Origin of the sequence: Nocardia sp. 852002-51101_SCH5132738 (genome assembly GCF_001665695.1) — a bacterium.
Lineage (GTDB): Bacteria > Actinomycetota > Actinomycetes > Mycobacteriales > Mycobacteriaceae > Nocardia > Nocardia nova.
Genome location: NZ_LZML01000155.1, coordinates 63,319 through 82,547 on the forward strand (window position 1 = coordinate 63,319; position 19,229 = coordinate 82,547).

Here is a 19,229-nt window from a genome sequence, read left to right on the forward strand (position 1 = left end):
TTCGGAACGCGGCCGCCGACTCGGCGATAATCCGGCAATTCCGGCAGCCGATAGGATCGCCGGTATGTCGGTCTCCACCACCGCGACGGCCTCCGGGCTGTGCGCCTTCGTCGATGCCTCGCCGTCCCCGTTTCACGTATGCCGCACGGTGGCAGCCGAATTGACGGCCCACGGATTCACCGAACTGCCCGAGGCCCGGCCGTGGGCCGAGGCGGCGGAGACGAACGGGGGCGTGGGCCGCTACTTCGTGATCCGCGGCGGATCGCTGGTCGCCTGGGCCGCGACGACCACCGATCCGGCGGGTGCGTTCCGGGTGGTCGGCGCGCACACCGACAGCCCGAATCTGCGTGTCAAACAGCATCCCGATCTGGCCGTCGCGGGCTGGCAGTTGATCGGCCTGGAACCCTACGGCGGCGCCTGGCTCAATTCCTGGCTGGACCGTGATCTCGGCATCTCGGGCCGGCTCACCGTGCGCGAGGGCGACGCACTGGGCCAGCGGCTGGTCCGCATCGACGATCCGCTGGTCCGGGTGCCGCAACTGGCCATCCACCTGTCCGAGGATCGGCGCGGGGTGACGCTGGATCCGCAACGCCACGTCAACGGCATCTGGGGATTGGGGGAGCGGCCGCGCTCGTTCATCGCCTACGTCGCCGCGCAGGCCGGCGTCCGCGCCGACGACGTGCTCGGGTGGGAACTGATGACCCACGACCTGGAACCGAGCCGGGTGGTCGGCCGCGACCAGGATCTGGTGAGTGCGCCGCGGCTGGACAACCAGGCCACCTGCTATGCCGGATTGCAGGCGTTCCTGACCGCCGCGGACCGGGCCGGCGGCATCACCCCGGTGCTGGCGATGTTCGATCACGAGGAGGTCGGCAGCCAATCCGACCGCGGCGCCCAATCGGATCTGCTGCCCGCGATCCTGGAGCGAATCGTGCTCGCCCGCGGCGGTGGCCGCGCGGATTACCTTGCAGCACTGGCAGGTTCGATCTGTGCCTCCGGTGATATGGCCCATGCCACCCACCCCAACTATCCGGACCGGCACGAGCCCTCGCATCGCATCGAGGTCGGCGGCGGCCCGGTGCTGAAGGTGAATCAGAATCTGCGCTACGCCACCGATGCGGTCGGTGCCGGAGCCTTCGCCTTGGCATGTTCGCAGGCCGGGGTGCCACTGCAGCGGTACGTGCATCGCGCGGATCTGCCGTGCGGTTCCACCATCGGCCCGATGACCGCGGCGCGCACCGGCATGCCGACCGTCGACGTGGGCGCACCACAGCTGGCGATGCATTCGGCGCGCGAACTGATGGGCGCCGCGGACGTGGCCTCCTATTCGGCGGCGCTCGCGGCGTTCCTCACACCGCTCGGGCGGTAGGCGATCGCCGCGATCACCAGAGCGGCGAAGGTCACCAGCACATAGCTGCTGCCGATGATCTGCTGCCACCACGCCCAGCGGAGTTCGCGGTCGGCGTTGTGTGGCAGCACCCACTGCGGCCCGACCATGAACAGCACGGTGATCGCGGCGGTGATCGCGATCCACATCCGCCGCCGCCGAGCCGCGCGTCCCGGCGTATCCGGGGCGTCCGCGGCCGGCATCCGGGCGATCAGGTCGCCCGCGACCAGCAGGGCGGGGGCGACCCACACCCAGTGGTGCGACCACGAGACCGGCGAGACCAGCAGGACCGCCGCCGAGTTCACCAGCAGCGCCGACACCTGGTGACCGGCGTCGAGCAGCCGTTTCATCCACAGGGCGGCGAGTCCGATCGCGATGAGCGACAGCCCGATCCAGACAGCCGTCGCGGCGCCGTCGGAGACGCCCAGGCGGAATGCGAACCCCTTGAGCGACTGGTTGCCCGCGTACTGCGGCGGCCCGATGCGACCGGTATCGATCAGCGTGTGGAACCAGTATTCGGTGGAATCGTGCGGGAACAGCAGGTATGCCAGCGCGATCGCGCCGATCGCCGAGCCGATGAGGGTGAGGCACGCGCGCCAGTCCCGGCGCAGCAGGAAGTAGAGCAGGTAGCCGGCCGGAATCAGCTTCACCGCCACCGTGATTCCGATCAGCATGCCGCGGGGCCAGAACGGCTTGCGGACCAGTGCGTCCAGCGCGACGGCCGCCATCAGGATCAGATTGATCTGGCCGAAGTTGTAGGTCTGGCGCACCGGCTCGGACAGGCCGAGCACGGCCAGCGCCCCGATCAGCAGGATCACCCGGGTGGACCGGTCCATCTCCGGCCGGATCCGGACCAGCACCAGCCACAACGTGACCGCGAGACTCGCCATCGAGGTGAGCAGCACCAGCCATTGGGCGACGGCGAGCGGCATCAGCGCGAGCGGCGCGAAGAACAGTGCGGCCAGCGGCGGATAGGTGAACGGCAGCCCGATGCCGTAGACCTTGGGCATCGGCCCGTACAGGTCGCCGCCGTCGAGCCACGTGCGGGCGCCGTTGCGGTAGACCTGGAGATCGATGTAGCCGGTCCAGATGTGGGCGGCCCAGGAGACGATCGCCGAGACGACGAACAGGGCGATCGCGATCAGGAGTAGCCGTCGCTGCCGAGTCGTCAGCCCCCCGGTGGACCGCGCGGACGACGTGGTCGCGGGCAGTTCGTCCGGATCTGCGACCCTGGATCGATCGTTCACCGGCTCAGCGTACCGGTGAACAGGTGCTGCCTGGTCGGGCTGGGTTTGCCCTCCATTAGACTGGCCTGGATTCCCCATCCGCGTGCATTCCGTCTCTCACTCCAGCGTCGGAGCTCGTAGCTGCACGTTTGCCCGGCCGAAAGGACCTAGGTAGCCCACCGTGACTGTCCACGTCGACACCGTCAGCGCCGCCGCAGCCACCCCGGATACCCCGCAGCCGTACAAGGAGCTGGGTCTCAAGGACGACGAATACGCGCGCATCCGCGACATTCTGGGCCGCCGCCCCACCGATGCCGAGCTGGCGATGTACTCGGTGATGTGGAGCGAACACTGCTCCTACAAATCCTCGAAGGTGCACCTGCGCTACTTCGGCCAGACCACCACCGACGAGATGCGCGCATCCATGCTGGCCGGTATCGGCGAGAACGCGGGCGTGGTGGACATCGGCGACGGCTGGGCGGTCACCTTCAAGGTGGAAAGCCACAACCATCCCTCCTACGTCGAGCCGTACCAGGGCGCGGCCACCGGCGTCGGCGGCATCGTGCGCGACATCATGGCGATGGGCGCGCGGCCGATCGCGGTGATGGACCAGTTGCGCTTCGGCGCGGCCGACCATCCCGACACCCGGCGAGTGGTCGACGGCGTGGTGCGCGGTGTCGGCGGCTACGGCAACTCCCTCGGCCTGCCCAACGTCGGCGGCGAAACCGTCTTCGACGCCTCCTATCAGGGCAATCCGCTGGTTAACGCGCTGTGCGCGGGCGTGATGCGGGTGGAGGACCTGCACCTGGCCTTCGCCTCCGGAACCGGCAACAAGATCGTGCTGTTCGGCGCGCGGACCGGGCTGGACGGTATCGGCGGCGTGTCGGTGCTGGCCTCGGACACCTTCTCGGGTGACGAATCCGGTTCCGGCCGTAAGAAACTGCCCAGCGTGCAGGTGGGCGACCCGTTCGCCGAGAAGGTGCTCATCGAGTGCTGTCTCGAGCTGTACCACGCCGGACTGGTGGTCGGCATCCAGGACCTCGGCGGTGCCGGACTGTCCTGTGCGACATCGGAATTGGCGGCGGCCGGCGACGGCGGAATGCGCATCGACCTGGACAAGGTGCCGCTGCGCGCGGCGAATATGACACCGGCGGAAGTGCTTTCGAGCGAATCGCAGGAACGCATGTGCGCGGTGGTGACGCCCGACAACGTCGAGGCGTTCATGGCCGTCTGCCACAAGTGGGATGTGCTGGCCACCGTGATCGGCGAGGTCACCGACGGCGACCGCCTGGTGGTGAAGTGGCACGGCGAAACCGTGGTGGACGTGCCGCCGCGCACCGTCGCGCACGAAGGCCCCGTCTACGAGCGGCCCGTGCGGCGTCCCGAGGAGCAGGACGCGCTGGTCGCCGACACCGCCGCCGGGCTGGCCCGGCCGAAGTCCGGTGACGAGCTGCGGGCCACGCTGCTGAAGATGATCTCCAGCCCACAGCTGTGCAGCCGCAAGTGGATCGTCGAGCAGTACGACCGCTACGTGCGCGGCAACACGGTGCTGGCCGAACATGCCGACGCGGGCGTGATCCGCATCGACGAGGAGTCCGGCCGCGGCATCGCCCTGGCCACCGACGCCTCGGGCCGCTACACCAAACTCGACCCCTACACCGGCGCGCAGCTGGCGCTGGCCGAGGCCTACCGCAACGTCGCCAGCACCGGCGCGACGCCCAAGGCCGTCACCAACTGCCTCAACTTCGGTTCCCCCGAGGATCCGGGCGTGATGTGGCAGTTCCAGCAGGCCGTGCGCGGCCTCGCGGACGGCTGTGTGGCCCTGGGCATTCCGGTCACCGGCGGTAACGTCAGCTTCTACAACCAGACCGGGCAGACCGCGATCCTGCCGACCCCGGTGGTCGGCGTGCTCGGCGTCATCGACGATGTGCACCGGCGCATCCCGACCGGATTCGGTACCGAGCCCGGAGAGACGCTGATCCTGCTCGGCGAGACCCGTGACGAATTCGACGGATCCATCTGGTCGCAGGTCGAGCACGATCACCTGGGCGGTGTGCCGCCGCGGGTGGACTTCGCCCGCGAGCAGTTGCTCGCCGAGGTGCTGACCGCCGGCTCGCGCGACGGAATGATCAGCGCCGCACACGATCTCAGCGAGGGCGGCCTGGCCCAGGCGGTGGTCGAAGGAGCGCTGGCCGGTGAAACCGGTGTGCGCATCCTGCTGCCCGAGGGGGACGATCCGTTCGTCACGCTGTTCTCGGAATCGGCCGGGCGCGTCCTGGTCGCGGTCCCGCGGTCGGAGGAAACGCGTTTCACCAAGATGTGCACCGCGCGCGAACTGCCGTGGGTGCGCATCGGCGTGGTGGATCAGGGCTCGGACTCGGTCGAGGTGCAGGGCCAGTTCTCGATCACGATGGACGAACTGCGCACCGCCCACGAGGGCACGCTGCCCGCGCTGTTCGGCGCCACCGCGGAGTGAGCCGAGGCGGACCGCGGCCGCACCCGGAGCGCCGCGGTCCGCTCACACCCGGAACGGATCGTGTTCGGCCATCAGCTTTTCCACGCGGGCCTCGTCGATGCGCTGATGGACGCGCGCGGACTCGAACTGGTCGCGGATCACCTTGGCAAGGGTGAAGGCGCTCGAGACCATGAACAGCGTTGTCAGCAACAGGAATCCGCGCTGCCAGATATCCAGCGGCAGATAGACGATGCCCACGGTGGCGGCGACGAAACTGACGCCGAAGGCGATCGCGGCCTGGGCCAGGAAGGCGGGGCTGCTCTTCGGCTGGGTGGGAGTGCTCATATCGTCGAGTCTGCGGTCCCGGGCCGCGGGGAACGTGCGTAGAACTACTCGAGTACCCCGGGTAATTCCCGCTGTAGGCGTTGTTTGCCTCACGTGGCGAGGTCCCCGATTTCGGCACGCCGACCGCCATACTTGACGGGTGCTCGATACCGCCGAGACTCTCACAACGCTGCGTACGCGCGGCGTTGTGGTCTATCGGCGGGGCCTGCGGCTGCTGCGCCGGCTCGAGGACGACATCATCGCCCTCAACTACGTCGGCCTGGTCACCGCGACAGTGTTTTTCGCCTGGTCGGTGACGCCGTCACTGCTGCCGCGCGACTGGTTGTTCCAAGGTCTGATCAGTGGTCTGAATGCCGCCATCGGTTACGGCGTGGGCTGTCTGCTGGAGTGGGGCTTTCGCAGACTGATCCGGCCGCGTTTGCGTTTTCGCGCACCGTCGCTGCGGATTCGCTATGCGGTGAAGGTGACGATCCTGACGATCTGCCTGCTGACCGCGATCTACATGCTCGTCCTCTCCGCCGACTGGCAACGGCAGATCTACGGCCTGATGGATATGGAAGGCACCACGCGCGCCGCCTATCTGCGCACCGGTGGGCTCAGCGTCGCGGTGGCCGCGCTGGTGGTGGCGATCTACCGGACGGTGCGATGGATCGTGCGGTTCTTCGCCCGTCTGCTCAGCCGCTGGGTGCGGGTGCCGCCGCAACTGGCCCCGAGCGTCGGCGCGATCGTGCTGGCCGTGGTGGCGGTGCTGCTGTTCAACGGTGTGTTGTCGGAGGCCTTCTTCACCGTCGCCAACTCGGCGTTCAGCGTGCGCAACGACAAGATGACGCCGTACGCCGTGCAGCCGACCGAACCCGAGCGCTCCGGCAGCCCCGCGTCCCTGGCCAAATGGGACACGCTCGGGTCGGAGGGCCGGTGGTTCGTCTCGCACGGACCCGATGCCTTCCGCATCGCCGCGGTGACGGGAAAGCCCGCGCGCGAACCGGTTCGGGTCTACGTCGGTCTCGGATCGGCGGCCGAGGGACAGACCCAGGAACAGCTCGCGGTCGCCGAACTCGAACGCACGCACGCCTTCGACCGCAAGGTGCTGGTGATCGTCACCACCACCGGAACCGGATGGGTGAATTCCACGACCGCGGGCGCGCTCGAATACATGTACGGCGGTGACACCGCGATCCTCGCCTCGCAGTACTCGTATCTGCCGAGTGTGCTGTCGTTCCTCGCGGACCGGCAGAAGGTCGCGGTGGCGGGGAAGAAGATGTTCGACGCGGTCTACGCCGCCTGGTCGGCGCGACCGGCGCAGTCGAGGCCGAAGCTGCTGGTGTACGGGGAAAGCCTGGGTTCGCAGGGCTCGGAGGCGGCGTTCGACGGCCTGGCCGATCTGCGCGCCGAGGTCGACGGCGCGCTCTGGGTGGGCCCGCCGAATTCCAATCGGCTGTGGAAACAGTTCGTCGAGCGTCGCGACCCCGGCACCCGCGAGGTGGAACCGATCTACGCCGACGGTCTCGTGGTCCGATTCGCTTCCACCGCAGCGGATCTGACGAAACCGTCACCGGAATGGCGGCGTCCGCGCATCGCCTACCTGCAGCATCCCTCCGACCCCATCGTCTGGTGGTCACCGGATCTGATCTTCTCCCAACCGGATTGGCTCTCCGAGCCGCGTGGCTCCGACGTGTCCACGCAGATGCGCTGGTGGCCGCTGGTCACCTTCTGGCAGGTCGCCGCCGATCTGACCAATGCCCAAGGGGTCAGCGACGGGCACGGCCACAACTACGGCACCCTCGTCCTCGACGGCTGGGCCGCGGTACTGCCGCCTCCGGACTGGAATCCGCAACTGCAGGAGAACATCCGGACGCAGCTGGAACTGTCGGAAGCGTTCGAACGCGCGGTGAAATGAGCACAGTGACGAAAACCTCGCGCTACGGCCGGAACGCGCACTCGCGAGGTGCGGGTCGGTGAACATCCGAAGCGTGGCGCGCACCCTATCGGCGTCGTGCATCGCCCTGATGTGGAGCAATCGCGTGCTGCCGAGGCTGGGGTCGGGCATACGGGGTCGCACGGTCGCCGACGCCGCGTTCGCGACCGGGTATGCCGCGGTATTCGACGGCCGGCCGGAGTGGCTTTCTCGACGCGGTTGGGCTTGGGGCGCAGCGGCATTCGGTGCGATCGGTACTGCTTACGGTGTCGGGCTCGCCGTACCGGGGATCCGGGATCGAATGGCGGAGTTCGCCGAGCGCGAGCCGGAGGTGAGTACGGCCGAATGGGTCGGCATCCACATTCCGGTGGGCACCGTCTACAGCGAGGAGCTGATCTTCCGGGGGACGCTGGACCGGCTCTTCGACGACGCGGGGTACTTGCGGACGTATGGCGGCGCAGTGGTTTTCGGCCTGTGGCACATTCATCCGGCACGGTCCGCGGGTGACAGCATCCCAGCCACTGTCGCCTTCACCGCCGCGGGCGGGCTGCTCTTCTCCTGGCTGCGTCGCCGCACGGGCAGTGCGACGGCACCGGCGCTCGTTCACCTCGGCCTGAATGCCGGTGGCGCGCTGGCGCCGCGAGTGGCGGTGGCGCTGCGTGACCGGCGCATCGGCCGGGGTGTATCGCACCGCTGAGTCCGTTCGGCTCGCTACGCTCGGTGGAATGGCGCGACGTTCGGCTGTGGACCCCGCTCAGGTGCGTGATTCGGTGGCGGCGCTCGGCGCGTGGCTGCGCGACGAGTCGGCGGCCCAGCCGGCACGGTCCGAGCTCGCGGCGGCCGTGCGCGGGACCGCGCGGAGTCTGGCCGCCGCGGCGCCGGGCGCCTCGGTGGAGGTGCGGGTGCCGCCCTTCGTGGCGGTGCAATGTATCGAGGGGCCGCGGCACACCCGGGGGACGCCGCCGAATGTGGTGGAGACCGACCCGCGGACGTGGTTGCTGCTCGCGACCGGACTGCTGGATTTCGGCGCCGCGGTGGATTCGGGGGCGTTGAGCGCCTCCGGAATCCGGGCGGGGGAGTTGGCCCGCTGGCTGCCGCTGGTCGCGCTGTGACCTAGGCCGGGGCGGGCTCGGTACGATTGATCGGCTTGCGCTCCAACCCTTTTCGGTCGTAGAAGCGCGTTACGACCACGCCGAGCACCACACCGATCGTGAGGCCGAGCACGGTCATCCAGAAGCCGCGGGTGAAACCGGCCGCGCCGTTGCCGTCGAAATACAGCAGCGAACGCACCGCCAGGAACACCTGGTGCATGGGTTCGAAGGTGGCCAGCCAGCCGAGGTACTTCGGTGTCGCCTCGATCGGAACCGTGCCGCCCGAGGACGGCAGGCCCAGCACGATGAACAGGATCATGTTCACCAGCAGTCCGGCCGAACCGATCGCGGCGAGGATGGAGATACCGGTGAAGCCGACCGCGATGATCGCGAGCACCCCGTAGAGGTACAGCCCCAGCGGATTGTCCAGCGGCATTCCCAATGCCGCGCCGATGCCGAGCAGGATCGCGGAGACCACGACCGCGGCCACCGCCATGACCGCCCATTTGATCAGGAGCGTGCGAAGTCTCGAGACGGGTGTGGCGGGATAGTGCACGTACCACGGCCCGTATTCGGTCGGTATGAAGCCGAGGGCCGAGTCGATCATGGTGTGCACGATCATCGCGCCGAGCATGCCCGCCATCAGCAACAGCAGTGCGTAGAAGAACGCCGTCAGCCCCTGGCCGGAACCGCCGGGCAGGGGATGGAACTCCTGCACCAGGATCTGCAGCGGTTGCGCGAGGGTGAGGCGGGTCGCACCGGACAATTCGGGGGCCGGTGGGCCGCCCGGCGCCGGGGTGAGCTGAGTCCGCACCTGCTCGGTGAGCTGCTGTCCCACCTTCTCGTTGATCTGGGGCAGCGCCTGATCCCCGAAACGCACCACGATCTGCGTGGCGTAGGTGCCCGACCGCGGATTGGTCAGCAAGGTGATGATCGGCCGCTCGATATCGCCCGGTATGACACTGCCCACACCCAGGATCCCGAGTCGCTTACTGAAATCGCTGGGGATGACGACGGTGCCGTAGACCTGGCCGTTCTGCATCTGCTGCTGGGCCTCCGGCAGCCCCAGTACGCGCAGATCGATCTGGTCGGCGGGCACAGCCGCACGCAGCCCGTCGGCGACCTGATCGCCGAAGTTCACGTGTTTCTGCTGGCCGGGCGCGCCGAGCGTCTCACCCACATCCTGGTTGACCAGGGCGATCGGGAAGTCGTGCAGATTCCGCTGGGGGTCGACGACATAGTCGAGATACAGCAGGCCCAACAACGCCGCCACCACTGAGACGACCGCCACAGGGAACATCCATCGAAACGGAATAAGCCGCCGTAGATTTCGACTTTGTACTGCGGTGTCGATACTCGCCACGGACGAACCGTAGCAGCAAACAGCTCGCCACCCGGAGGATCCGGACGTGGGTTTCGCGCGGATGACCCGTAGAATGATGAGTGCCCCCCGCCCGACTAACAGGGAGCAAACGGTGACCCACGCCGATCTGTCGATCCCGAAGACCGCCGCAGGCCTAAACTCCTCCGCAGTCGACGAGCCTGAGAACGAACCCCGCGAGGAGTGTGGCGTCTTCGGCGTCTGGGCTCCGGGCGAGGATGTGGCCAAGCTCACGTACTACGGCTTGTACGCACTGCAGCACCGCGGCCAGGAGGCCGCCGGTATCGCGGTCGCGGACGGCTCGCAGGTACTGGTGTTCAAGGATCTGGGCCTCGTCTCGCAGGTCTTCGACGAACAGACGCTGGCGGCGATGCCGGGGCATATCGCCATCGGGCACTGCCGGTACTCCACCACCGGTTCCACCATCTGGGAGAACGCTCAGCCGATCTTCCGCACCACGGCCGTCGGCACCGGACTTGCGTTGGGACACAACGGAAATCTGGTCAACACCGCCGAGCTGGCGACGCGGGCCCGGGAATTGGGCCTGATCAACGGCCGCCTGCCGGGCAGTGCGATCACCGCCACGTCGGATTCGGATGTGATGACCGCGCTGCTGGCCCATGCCGCGGCCGACAAGAGCATCGAGCAGGCGGCCATGGAGTTGCTGCCCACGCTGCGCGGCGCCTTCTGCCTGACCTTCATGGACGAGCACACCCTCTACGCGGCGCGGGATCCGCAGGGTGTGCGGCCGCTGTGCCTGGGCCGCCTCGACCGCGGCTGGGTGGTTGCCAGCGAGACCGCCGCGCTCGACATCGTGGGCGCCTCGTTCGTCCGGGAGATCGAGCCCGGCGAACTGCTGGCGATCGACGCCGACGGAGTTCGTTCGCTGCGGTTCGCCAACCCCGAACCCAAGGGTTGTGTCTTCGAATACGTCTATCTGGCTCGGCCGGATTCGACGATCGCCGGTCGCTCGGTGCACGCCACCCGGGTCGACATCGGCCGCCGGCTGGCCGCCGAACATCCCGTCGAGGCCGATCTGGTGATTCCGGTCCCGGAGTCCGGAACGCCGGCCGCGGTCGGTTACGCCCAGGGCTCCGGCGTGCCGTACGGCCAGGGCCTGATGAAGAACGCCTACGTGGGCCGCACCTTCATCCAGCCCAGCCAGACCATCCGCCAGCTCGGTATCCGGCTCAAGCTCAACCCACTGCGCGAGGTGATTCGCGGGAAGCGGTTGATCGTGGTCGACGACTCGATCGTGCGCGGCAACACCCAGCGCGCGCTGATCCGGATGCTGCGCGAGGCCGGGGCGCTGGAGATCCACGTGCGCATCGCCTCCCCGCCGGTGAAGTGGCCGTGCTTCTACGGCATCGACTTCGCCTCGCCGGCCGAGTTGATCGCCAACGGCGCGGGGCCGGAAATGGCCGAGGGGTCACAGGATTCGGAAGCGGCGATGGTCGAAAGCGTGCGACGTTCCATCGGCGCCGACAGCCTCGGCTATATCTCGCTCGAGGGCATGATCGCGGCCACCGAGCAGCCGCGCACCCGCCTGTGCTGTGCCTGCTTCGACGGCAAGTACCCGATCCCGCTGCCCGATGAAGCTGCCGTCGGCAAGAACGTCCTCGAAGGAATTCTCTCCGGTAAGCCGGAATCTGAACTCCTGGGCGAGAATGCCAACGCGAGCGCGCTGAGCCGCCCCTGAGCGTCACGCGTGACGTCGTGGCCGGGCCGCTCGTCGTGGCGGTCCGGCATGTGTCATCGAAGATCGAGTCGACTTGGGGCGCACGCACATTCGGTGCCGAACAGGTTCGAGAACCTACAGGCTCGGTGACGTGCTGGGCGGTGTGAGCAATCCGCCGAGCATCATCAGAATGCACTGCTCGGCCTCGGCGCCGGCCGCATCCGGATCGTCGGCGTGCGCGACGATCATGCCCGCCTCGGTGATCGCGGCCAGAATCAATTGGGCCAGGGTCCGGACCGGGACCGCGGGCGCGAGGCCGGACTCGACGGCCAATTCCAGCTGATTGGTGATCAGCCCGAGGCCGTGGCGCGCTTCCATCTCACGCCAGCCCTGCCAGCCGAGTACCGCAGGGCCGTCGGACATGGCGATCCGGACCGTTTCCGGGCGGCGGCTGATCATGAGGAAGGTGTGCAGGCCGGTCGCCATCGCGGCCAGCAGATCGGTCGGGTCGGGCAGGGTGTCGATCGCATGCCGGACCTCCTCGGTGTTGTCCGCCTCGAGCTGTTCCAGTACCGCGATGAACAGGCCGCGCTTGTCGCCGTAGTGATGATGCAGCGCGCCGCGGGTGACACCGGCCGCGGCGACGATCTCCTCCGCCGACACCGCGGAATATCCGCGTTCGGCGAACAGCCGCCGCCCGACCGACTCGAGACTCGCCCGCGTCGCGCGTGATCTGTCCTCCTGGCTACGGCGTGGCATGCAGCCGAGTGAACTCCACGATCAACTGGCTGAGCAACTCGGGCTGGTCCTCCGAGATGAAGGTGAGTGAATCCTCGATCGTGTGCAACGTGGCATCAGGCAGATCGTGTGCCAGCCGCTGCGCGAAATCGAGCCGGAACACCTTGTCCTCGGGGGCCCAGGCCAGCAGCACCGGCAGATCCCACTCGCCGAAAGTGCGTGCGGCCGCGAGGGTATGGCGCTTGTGGATATCGCGCAGGAACCGGCGCAGATCGGCGCGGATGGCTGCGGAATTGCGGCTCGGCAGCAGGTAGGAATCCGCGATCTCGTGCGGCAGCGGCTCTTTGGTGACCAACCCGTAGGCGAGGGGCAGCCGCTGCGCCGGCCGGAAGCGCAGGCTCTGCAGAATCGCGGTGAGCAGGCCGGGTACGCGCGAGAGCCGCGGCAGCGGAGTGAACGGTTGCGGGAAGAACTTCTCGTAGGCGTCGCAGTTGGTGAACACCACGCGCCCGACCCGGCTGCGATCGCGCGAGAGCATGATCTGCGTGATCGCCCCGCCGGTGTCGTTGGCCACCAGGGTGACGTCGGTGAGGTCGAGTTCCCGCAGGAACGCGGCGATCAGATCGGCCGCGCCGGTCGGGGTGAGGTCGGCGGCCGGCATCGGCTCCGAGTGCGAGCCGAACGGCCAGTCCGGGGTGAGGCAGCGATGCCCGGCGGCGGCGACGTCCGGTACCACCTTGCGCCACAGATCGGCGTTGACGAGCAGGCCGTGGACGAAGACGACCGGCGAGCCGGAACCGGTGTCGTGATAGCGGATGCGGCCGCCCGGCACGGCGACGTGTCGAATCGGGCCGAGGCTGGTGCTGATTCCCATGACATGCCTTCCGGAGTGGGTGTGATGTGTTCCAGAGTTACCTACATACCGTATGTATGTCAATGGTGGATGTGACGGTAGCCTCGAATCCGTACGTGCAGCCCAATACCGGTGCAGTCTCGTTATCCGGCTCCGGTAGCGTGATCAGGCATCTGTCCGCCGATTCGGTTTGGAGCTTTCCCGAACAATGACTGAGCAGACCCCGAGTGGTGCCGGTGTGAACGACACCGGCGCCGACGAGGCCCAATCCGGAGGCGCGTCCTATGCCGCCGCCGGTGTCGACATCGAGGCCGGCGACCGCGCAGTCGAGTTGTTCGCGCCGCTGGCCAAGAAGGCCAGCCGGCCCGAGGTGCAGGGCGGTCTGGGCGGTTTCGCCGGATTGTTCGCGCTCAAGGGCGGCTACCGGGAACCGCTGCTGGCCGCCTCCACCGACGGTGTGGGCACCAAGATCGCGGTCGCGCAGGCGCTGGACAAGCACGACACGGTCGGCCTGGACCTGGTCGCCATGGTCGTCGACGATCTGGTCGTCTGTGGCGCGGAACCGCTGTTCCTGCAGGACTACATCGCGGTCGGCAAGGTGGTCCCGGAGCGGGTCGCGCAGATCGTCTCCGGTATCGCCGAGGGCTGCATCCAGGCCGGATGTGCGCTGCTGGGCGGCGAGACGGCCGAGCATCCGGGCATGATGGGCGCCGACGACTACGACATCTCCGCGACCGGCGTCGGCGTCGTGGAAGCGGACGAGGTGCTGGGCCCGGATCGGGTCCGGCCCGGCGACGTCGTCATCGCGATGGGCTCCTCGGGCCTGCATTCCAACGGCTACAGCCTGGCGCGCCGGGTGCTGCTCGACATCGATCGGATGGCGCTCACCGGGCACGTCGAGGAATTCGGCCGCACCCTGGGCGAAGAGTTGCTGGAACCTACCAAGATCTATGCCAAGGATTGTCTGGCGCTGATCGCGGAGACCGATGTGCGCACCTTCGCCCACGTCACCGGCGGCGGGCTGGCGAACAATCTGGCCCGCGTGCTGCCGGCCGGGCTGGTCGCCGAAATCGACCGTGGCACCTGGAATCCCGCGCCGATCTTCAAACTGATCGCGCAGCGCGGCCGGGTCGAGCGGGCGGAGATGGAGAAGACCTTCAACATGGGCGTCGGCATGGTCGCCGTCGTCGCCCCCGAGGATGCCGATCGTGCGCTCGCGGTGCTGACCGCGCGGCATATCGAATGCTGGACCTTGGGATCGGTCAAGAAGGCCAAGGATGCCGATGCCGCGCGCGTGGCGCTGGTCGGGGAACATCCGAGGTTCTGAGCGGACACATCGACGCCTCCTCGCACGGTTCGGGCGGGGAGGCGTTGTCGTCTCGGGAGGCGTCGTGTCGGGGGTCGCTAACGACGCGCTCACGGGTTGCCCACGGCACCACTCCGGGGCGCTCGGACGGCGAAGCGTCTACCGTGCGCGACGGTGGAAATCGGAGCAATCCGAACTTGGGTAATGCCGCCCTGGGTATCGGTGATACCTGCGGCGGCAACCCGTACTACGAGCCCTCATCGAGGTGGGGATCGGTCGATCTATCGGCCGAAACGCTGCCGACGTGCGAAGGGGGAGGCCCCTCAGGCCTCCCCCTGCATACGTCGATCCGAGTCAGCGGCGCCAGTCGTCGTAGTCCTCATCTTCCTCCCAGCGCTTGAGCGATTCGTCCGAATCGTGCTCTTCGGACAGCACACCGCTCCGCCGGGGGGAGTGCCCCGACAGCTCGCGCTGAAGGCTCGCGAAGTCGGTCGACGGCGAGCTGTACTTCAGCTCGCGTGCAACCTTGGTCTGCTTTGCCTTAGCCCGGCCACGGCCCATGGCTGACCCCCTCGCGTCACTGCGGGGCGGCCTGGGGTGGTTGGCGGCCCCGTTCGAATTAATAATCTTCCTGACAGACACTTTAGCGTGTGTCAGGCGGTCGCGCTTCCAGGAGTCGGTGAAGACTCCGGAACATCCACCGTTCGCGGGGCCGTCGAGCGGGGGTTCGCCGAAATGGTGAGCTTCTACACCGCCCCCGGGATTGCCCGGATGATGCCGACCCGGGCCCCGCCGCCCAGGACCGGCGGCCCGGCGAGCGCGGCGTGGGCCTCGGTCCACTCGACCCCCATACGCTGGAGAATCGCCTGCGTCAGCGGCATCCGGGCCCGGTCGTGGCCGTCATCGATCTTATAGGCGAAGGCGCGGCCGTCCGGCAGCGCGCCCGCGTGCACACCGTCCGCTCCGATCTTGCAGACCAGTCCGGGGGTCGCCCGCATGGTCTCGAGATCGGGGGCGCCCGTGCCCGAAATCACTCGCGGGTGGTGGCGAATCGCATCCGCGACCCGGCGTTCCGGCGATCCGGGGGCCGCGGTGGCGAGGCCGGCGTAGGCACGGGCGAGATTGATCAGCGAGACCGGGACGATCGGCAGGCCGCAGCCGTCGATGCCGAGGTCGGTCTCGGGTTCGCCGGTGATCTCGGCGATCGTCGCCGTGACCGCCTGCTGCAGCGGATGGGAGGGGTCGAGATATCCGATGGTCGGCCAGCCGTTGATCACACAGGTCGCCAGCATCGCGGCATGTTTGCCCGAGCAGTTCATGTAGATCTTGCGAGGGGCCGAGTGCCGGTCGCGCGCCAGTGCCTCGGCGCGGGCCTGTTCGCCCATCGGCAGATCCGGCGGGCATTCCAGACCGTTCTCGTCGAAACCGAAGCGGTCCAGCAGCCGCCGCACCAGCGCCAGATGGTCGGGTTCGCCGAAATGCGAGGCGGTGGCGATGGCGAGTTCGGCCTCGTCCACCGGCTCGAAACCGTTGCGCAGCAAGGTGATCGCTTGCATGGGCTTATTGGTCGACCGCGGGAAGATCGGCAGATGCACCTCGCCCCGGGCCAGCGACGGTTCCCCGTCGGGTTCGATGATCACCACCGACCCGCGGTGCACGCATTCGCGGAATCCGGAGCGGACCACTTCCACCAGCTCTACGCTCACGGCCGATCTCCTCGTCCGGCGGTTCCGCACGCCGTCGCGGCCGGTATCGGCTGCGCCCCGCCGGCCGGCGCGGGGTCCGGCAGCGCCCCGTTCGATGCAACGGTGGATGCTTCCGCGCCCGCCGCCCTGTCCGGCACTGCCGCGGCGCGAATCTCCTCGTGGAGTTCGGTGTTGCGCGTCCGGTTGGCGGCCCGCCGCGCATGCCGGGCGATCTGCATGCGCACGTCTTCGGAGATCGTCGGTTCGGCGGCCAGCAGATGTTCCAGCCGTGCCGGATCGTGTCCGGTGAACAGGTCGCGCACCGTGATGCCGTGCTCGGGGATGTGGTCCACGTGCACCCGGTCGCCCGCGCCGATCGTGCCCTCGGTCAGCACTCGCAGATAGGCGCCGGTATCGGCCTGCAGCGTGAAGCGCTTGACCCACTGCTTCTCGCCCGACCAGTGCCCGAAGGTCGCGCAGGGCACGCGCGGTGCGCTGACCTCGAGCAGCGTGTCGCCGACGCGCCAGCGTTCACCGATCACGGCATCGCTGACGGGCAGCCCGGACACCCGCAGATTCTCGCCGAACCAGCCGGGCGCAAGCGTGCGGCCCAGCTGCTCGCCCCACTGCCGCGCGTCCTCGTCGGCGTAGGCGTAGACGGCCTGGTGGACGCCGCCGTGATGTTTCGTATCGCAGACGCGGTCACCGGCCAGTCCCAGCGCCCGGACCGCCACCCTGTCGGCGACCGGGCGTTTGTCGATCGCGGTCCGGCCGACCCGGCTCACCTTCGCGGGCACCGCGAGTTCGGCATGGAGCACACAGACCGCGAGTACGTGGCCGATCGCGCCGATTTCCCGGGGCGCTGCGGGCGCGCTCACCGGCCGCGCAACTTGTCCACGGCGAGCCGGCCGGCCTGCGGCTCGTCATCGGACGGGATCGAATCCGGATCGATGGCGGCGGCCATCGGACCGGCCTCCAGCCGGGTGTCGGCGGGGATGGCGCGTTTGACCAGCGCGAGTGCGATCGGCCCGAGTTCGTAATGGTCGATCACCGTGCCGAGGCGGCCGACCGCGCGGCCCCCGGCGGTCACCGCGTCGCCGGCCGCGGGCCGGGCATCGGCGGAGCCGTCCAGATGCAACAGCACCAGATGCCGCGGCGGTTTACCGAGATTGTGGACGCGGGCGACGGTTTCCTGTCCGCGGTAGCAACCCTTGTTCAGATGGACCGCGCCGAATTCGTCCGGGCCGCCGATCCAGTGGGCCTCGTGCGGAATGGTCCGATCGTCGGTGTCGAGGCCGATGCGCGGCCGCAACGCCGCCACCCGCAGCGCCTCGAAGGCCCACAGCCCGGCCGGTTCGGCGCCGGCCGCGGTCAGCGCCGACCACAGTTCGCTCAGCCGGTCGCGCGGCACGACCAGGTCGTAGGAATCCTCGGTGGGCCACGGCATGCGACGCAGGAATCCGCCGCCGGGCAGGGCGACCGCGCCGTACACCTCCGGCAGCGCGGCGACGCCCAGCGTCTCGGTCAGCTCGCGCACCCGCGGCCCGAGCAGGCTCAGGACCGCGTGGTCCGGTGCGGCCTCGGGTTTCGCGGCGGCCCAGAAGACCATCTTCTGCAGGAAGTCGAGCAGTGCGGGGCCACGATCGCCTTCGGTGTCGATCCACACCGTGCCGTCGAGTTCGGTCAGCACGAAGTGGTGCTGGACGCGGCCGTTGAGGTCCAGATCCAGGTTCTCGGCGGACCGGCCGTCGCTCAACTCGGCGATGTGCTGGCTGGAAATCGTGTGCAGCCAGCTCAGCCGTTCGGCGCCGGTGATCCTCGCCACGAAACGGTGGGAACGGTCCACGAGGGCCACGCGCTGGGCCGCGGCACGCTGTTCCCCGAAGGGATCGCCGTAATGCCAGGCGACCGCGGCATCGGGACTTTCGGGCGGGCCGGGCACGGCCCCTGGGAGACCGAGCAGTGGACTGGGGGCGGCAACCACGGACACGTTTTCCACAATAGGCGGTCGCGCCGACCCGCGCCGCGCCACAGGTTGCCGCAGGTATGCGGTGAGTGTGCCGTGGATATGCCTGTGGGCGCGGGGCTCGCCCGGGCGTTGCCCGACGATTGCGTACCCACGCCTGGAGCGCTCGATTCGCCTAGGCTGCCACGCATGGTGGATCGAGTTCTGGTGACACTCGACGGTACCGTCCGGAATCCGGACGAGCCGTTGCTCTACGCGGACGATATCGGCACGTTGCGCGGCGACGGCGTCTTCGAGACGGTGCTGGTGCGAGACGGTAAAGCGAGTGCACTGGAATTACATCTGGCTCGGCTACGCCGTTCGGCCCAGGCACTCGACCTGCCCGACCCGGATGTCGCCCAGTGGCGCAGCGCCGTGGAGTCGGCGGTCAAGGAATGGGGATCCGACCGCGAGGGCGTGCTGCGCATGATCGTGACGCGGGGCCGCGACGGCGCCGAGTCCCAGCGCGTCGGTTCGGGCGAACTGTCCGGCCCGGCACCGGATCTCACCGGCTACGTGCTCGTGAGCCCGGTCGCCGAGCGGGTGAGTAAGGCTCGCGCCGAAGGCATCTCGGTGATCACTCTCACTCGGGGCATCTCCACCGAACTCGCGACCACCGCCCCGTGGCTCCTGCTGGGTGCCAAGACGCTCTCCTATGCGACGAATATGGCGGCGCTGCGGTTCGCGGCCCGCCAGGACGCCGACGACGTGATCTTCACCAGCACCGAGCACCGCGTGCTGGAGGGGCCGCGCTCGACGGTCGTGATCCAGCGCGACAAGCAGTTGCTCACCCCGCCCGCGCGCGACGGCGTGCTGCCCGGCATCACCGAGCGCGCCTTGTTCGCCGAGGCGGGCAAGGCCGGCTGGGACTGCAGCTACAAGTCGCTGTTCACGGCGGATCTCGTTACCGCCGACAGTGTTTGGCTACTGTCGAGCATCACGCTGGCCGCGCGGGTGGCGACACTGGACGGGCTGCGGATGTCGGCACCGGACTGTGCCGAAGAAATCACGGATCTGGTGAATCGCGGGATCGAACGAGCCTGGAATATCGCCGACTGGACCTGATTCGACCGCGGTGTCGGAGCGTCGAAAGCGGAACCCGTTACCGCGCAGCAATAATTGTTGGAATGTCGTGACGTAGGACTCGTTGATCCACGGCTGTAC

Annotated in this window: 16 protein-coding genes and 1 pseudogene; 8 read left to right on the forward strand and 9 right to left on the reverse strand. The window is 68.4% G+C overall.

Going from position 1 to position 19,229, the window contains the following annotated elements:
* The first annotated feature begins 64 nt into the window (after nt 1-64).
* Nucleotides 65-1,369: a M18 family aminopeptidase gene (locus tag A5789_RS23365; protein WP_064902303.1), complete on the forward strand. Its 1,305-nt coding sequence runs from the start codon at nt 65-67 to the stop codon at nt 1,367-1,369.
* On the opposite strand, the gene A5789_RS23370 is transcribed toward A5789_RS23365, so the two are convergent.
* Nucleotides 1,324-2,634 (reverse strand): glycosyltransferase 87 family protein, encoded by a 1,311-nt coding sequence (locus tag A5789_RS23370; RefSeq protein ID WP_227463204.1) that lies wholly within the window; start codon nt 2,632-2,634, stop codon nt 1,324-1,326. The genes A5789_RS23365 and A5789_RS23370 overlap by 46 nt on opposite strands.
* Before the next feature lie 160 nt (nt 2,635-2,794).
* On the opposite strand from A5789_RS23370, the gene purL reads away from it, so the two are divergent.
* Nucleotides 2,795-5,089, forward strand: coding sequence for a phosphoribosylformylglycinamidine synthase subunit PurL (gene purL, locus A5789_RS23375; protein ID WP_063009923.1), 2,295 nt, complete (start codon nt 2,795-2,797; stop codon nt 5,087-5,089).
* Between the two features lie 42 nt (nt 5,090-5,131).
* Here the strand turns inward: purL and A5789_RS23380 are convergent, their stop codons facing one another.
* The gene (locus tag A5789_RS23380; RefSeq protein ID WP_064902304.1) at nt 5,132-5,413 is read right to left on the reverse strand and encodes a YiaA/YiaB family inner membrane protein; all 282 of its coding nucleotides are present in this window, start codon (nt 5,411-5,413) and stop codon (nt 5,132-5,134) included.
* 139 nt (nt 5,414-5,552) lie between these two features.
* Here A5789_RS23380 and A5789_RS23385 point away from each other — a divergent pair, with 139 nt between their 5' ends.
* Genes A5789_RS23385 through A5789_RS23395 form a run of 3 tightly spaced genes read left to right on the forward strand, consistent with a single transcriptional unit; the run spans nt 5,553 to nt 8,440 of the window.
* Nucleotides 5,553-7,310: an alpha/beta-hydrolase family protein gene (locus A5789_RS23385; RefSeq protein ID WP_064902305.1), complete on the forward strand. Its 1,758-nt coding sequence runs from the start codon at nt 5,553-5,555 to the stop codon at nt 7,308-7,310.
* Between the two features lie 58 nt (nt 7,311-7,368).
* Nucleotides 7,369-8,025 (forward strand): CPBP family intramembrane glutamic endopeptidase, encoded by a 657-nt coding sequence (locus tag A5789_RS23390; protein ID WP_227463203.1) that lies wholly within the window; start codon nt 7,369-7,371, stop codon nt 8,023-8,025.
* 28 nt (nt 8,026-8,053) lie between these two features.
* Nucleotides 8,054-8,440: a sterol carrier family protein gene (locus A5789_RS23395; RefSeq protein WP_064902307.1), complete on the forward strand. Its 387-nt coding sequence runs from the start codon at nt 8,054-8,056 to the stop codon at nt 8,438-8,440.
* Between the two features lies 1 nt (nt 8,441).
* Here A5789_RS23395 and A5789_RS23400 read toward each other — a convergent pair whose 3' ends face one another.
* Nucleotides 8,442-9,719: a YhgE/Pip domain-containing protein gene (locus A5789_RS23400; RefSeq protein ID WP_064902308.1), complete on the reverse strand. Its 1,278-nt coding sequence runs from the start codon at nt 9,717-9,719 to the stop codon at nt 8,442-8,444.
* Between the two features lie 175 nt (nt 9,720-9,894).
* On the opposite strand from A5789_RS23400, the gene purF reads away from it, so the two are divergent.
* Nucleotides 9,895-11,499 (forward strand): amidophosphoribosyltransferase, encoded by a 1,605-nt coding sequence (gene purF / locus A5789_RS23405; RefSeq protein WP_064902309.1) that lies wholly within the window; start codon nt 9,895-9,897, stop codon nt 11,497-11,499.
* Between the two features lie 114 nt (nt 11,500-11,613).
* Here purF and A5789_RS23410 read toward each other — a convergent pair whose 3' ends face one another.
* Together A5789_RS23410 and A5789_RS23415 are read right to left on the reverse strand one after the other, a co-directional pair.
* A complete protein-coding gene (locus tag A5789_RS23410; protein ID WP_030517429.1) occupies nt 11,614-12,237 on the reverse strand; it encodes a TetR/AcrR family transcriptional regulator in 624 nt (207 codons plus the stop codon).
* Nucleotides 12,224-13,090, reverse strand: coding sequence for an alpha/beta fold hydrolase (locus tag A5789_RS23415; protein ID WP_063018076.1), 867 nt, complete (start codon nt 13,088-13,090; stop codon nt 12,224-12,226). Before A5789_RS23415 ends, A5789_RS23410 begins: the two co-directional genes overlap by 14 nt.
* A gap of 187 nt (nt 13,091-13,277) precedes the next feature.
* Here A5789_RS23415 and purM point away from each other — a divergent pair, with 187 nt between their 5' ends.
* On the forward strand, nt 13,278-14,396 hold the full coding sequence (purM, locus tag A5789_RS23420; RefSeq protein WP_051756841.1) for a phosphoribosylformylglycinamidine cyclo-ligase: 1,119 nt from the start codon (nt 13,278-13,280) through the stop codon (nt 14,394-14,396).
* Nucleotides 14,397-14,729: 333 nt separating this feature from the next.
* Here the strand turns inward: purM and A5789_RS23425 are convergent, their stop codons facing one another.
* The 4 genes and pseudogenes from A5789_RS23425 to A5789_RS23440 all read right to left on the reverse strand — a co-directional run bounded on the left by A5789_RS23425 (nt 14,730) and on the right by A5789_RS23440 (nt 18,050).
* Nucleotides 14,730-14,936: a DUF3073 domain-containing protein gene (locus A5789_RS23425; protein ID WP_063018105.1), complete on the reverse strand. Its 207-nt coding sequence runs from the start codon at nt 14,934-14,936 to the stop codon at nt 14,730-14,732.
* A 185-nt stretch (nt 14,937-15,121) separates the two neighbouring features.
* Nucleotides 15,122-16,081 carry an asparaginase gene (locus A5789_RS23430; RefSeq protein ID WP_063018077.1) on the reverse strand — a complete coding sequence of 320 codons (960 nt, stop codon included), beginning with the start codon at nt 16,079-16,081 and terminating at the stop codon, nt 15,122-15,124.
* Nucleotides 16,082-16,287: 206 nt separating this feature from the next.
* Nucleotides 16,288-16,911, reverse strand: a pseudogene (locus A5789_RS23435) (MOSC domain-containing protein); the annotation flags it as partial.
* 23 nt (nt 16,912-16,934) lie between these two features.
* Entirely contained in the window at nt 16,935-18,050 is a 1,116-nt protein-coding gene (locus A5789_RS23440; protein WP_369817487.1) for a folate-binding protein YgfZ, read from the reverse strand.
* Between the two features lie 165 nt (nt 18,051-18,215).
* Here A5789_RS23440 and A5789_RS23445 point away from each other — a divergent pair, with 165 nt between their 5' ends.
* Nucleotides 18,216-19,130: an aminodeoxychorismate lyase gene (locus tag A5789_RS23445; protein ID WP_064902310.1), complete on the forward strand. Its 915-nt coding sequence runs from the start codon at nt 18,216-18,218 to the stop codon at nt 19,128-19,130.
* The last annotated feature ends 99 nt before the right edge of the window (nt 19,131-19,229 follow it).

What these genes read in the sequence shown, in the direction of transcription:
- purM (WP_051756841.1), top strand. Translation starts at nt 13,278, where the DNA reads ATGACTGAGCAGACCCCGAGTGGTGCCGGTGTGAACGACACCGGCGCC.
- A5789_RS23415 (WP_063018076.1), bottom strand. Translation starts at nt 13,090, where the DNA reads ATGGGAATCAGCACCAGCCTCGGCCCGATTCGACACGTCGCCGTGCCG.
- A5789_RS23445 (WP_064902310.1), top strand. Translation starts at nt 18,216, where the DNA reads ATGGTGGATCGAGTTCTGGTGACACTCGACGGTACCGTCCGGAATCCG.
- A5789_RS23410 (WP_030517429.1), bottom strand. Translation starts at nt 12,237, where the DNA reads ATGCCACGCCGTAGCCAGGAGGACAGATCACGCGCGACGCGGGCGAGT.
- A5789_RS23365 (WP_064902303.1), top strand. Translation starts at nt 65, where the DNA reads ATGTCGGTCTCCACCACCGCGACGGCCTCCGGGCTGTGCGCCTTCGTC.
- A5789_RS23380 (WP_064902304.1), bottom strand. Translation starts at nt 5,413, where the DNA reads ATGAGCACTCCCACCCAGCCGAAGAGCAGCCCCGCCTTCCTGGCCCAG.
- A5789_RS23395 (WP_064902307.1), top strand. Translation starts at nt 8,054, where the DNA reads ATGGCGCGACGTTCGGCTGTGGACCCCGCTCAGGTGCGTGATTCGGTG.
- A5789_RS23425 (WP_063018105.1), bottom strand. Translation starts at nt 14,936, where the DNA reads ATGGGCCGTGGCCGGGCTAAGGCAAAGCAGACCAAGGTTGCACGCGAG.
- A5789_RS23400 (WP_064902308.1), bottom strand. Translation starts at nt 9,719, where the DNA reads ATGTTCCCTGTGGCGGTCGTCTCAGTGGTGGCGGCGTTGTTGGGCCTG.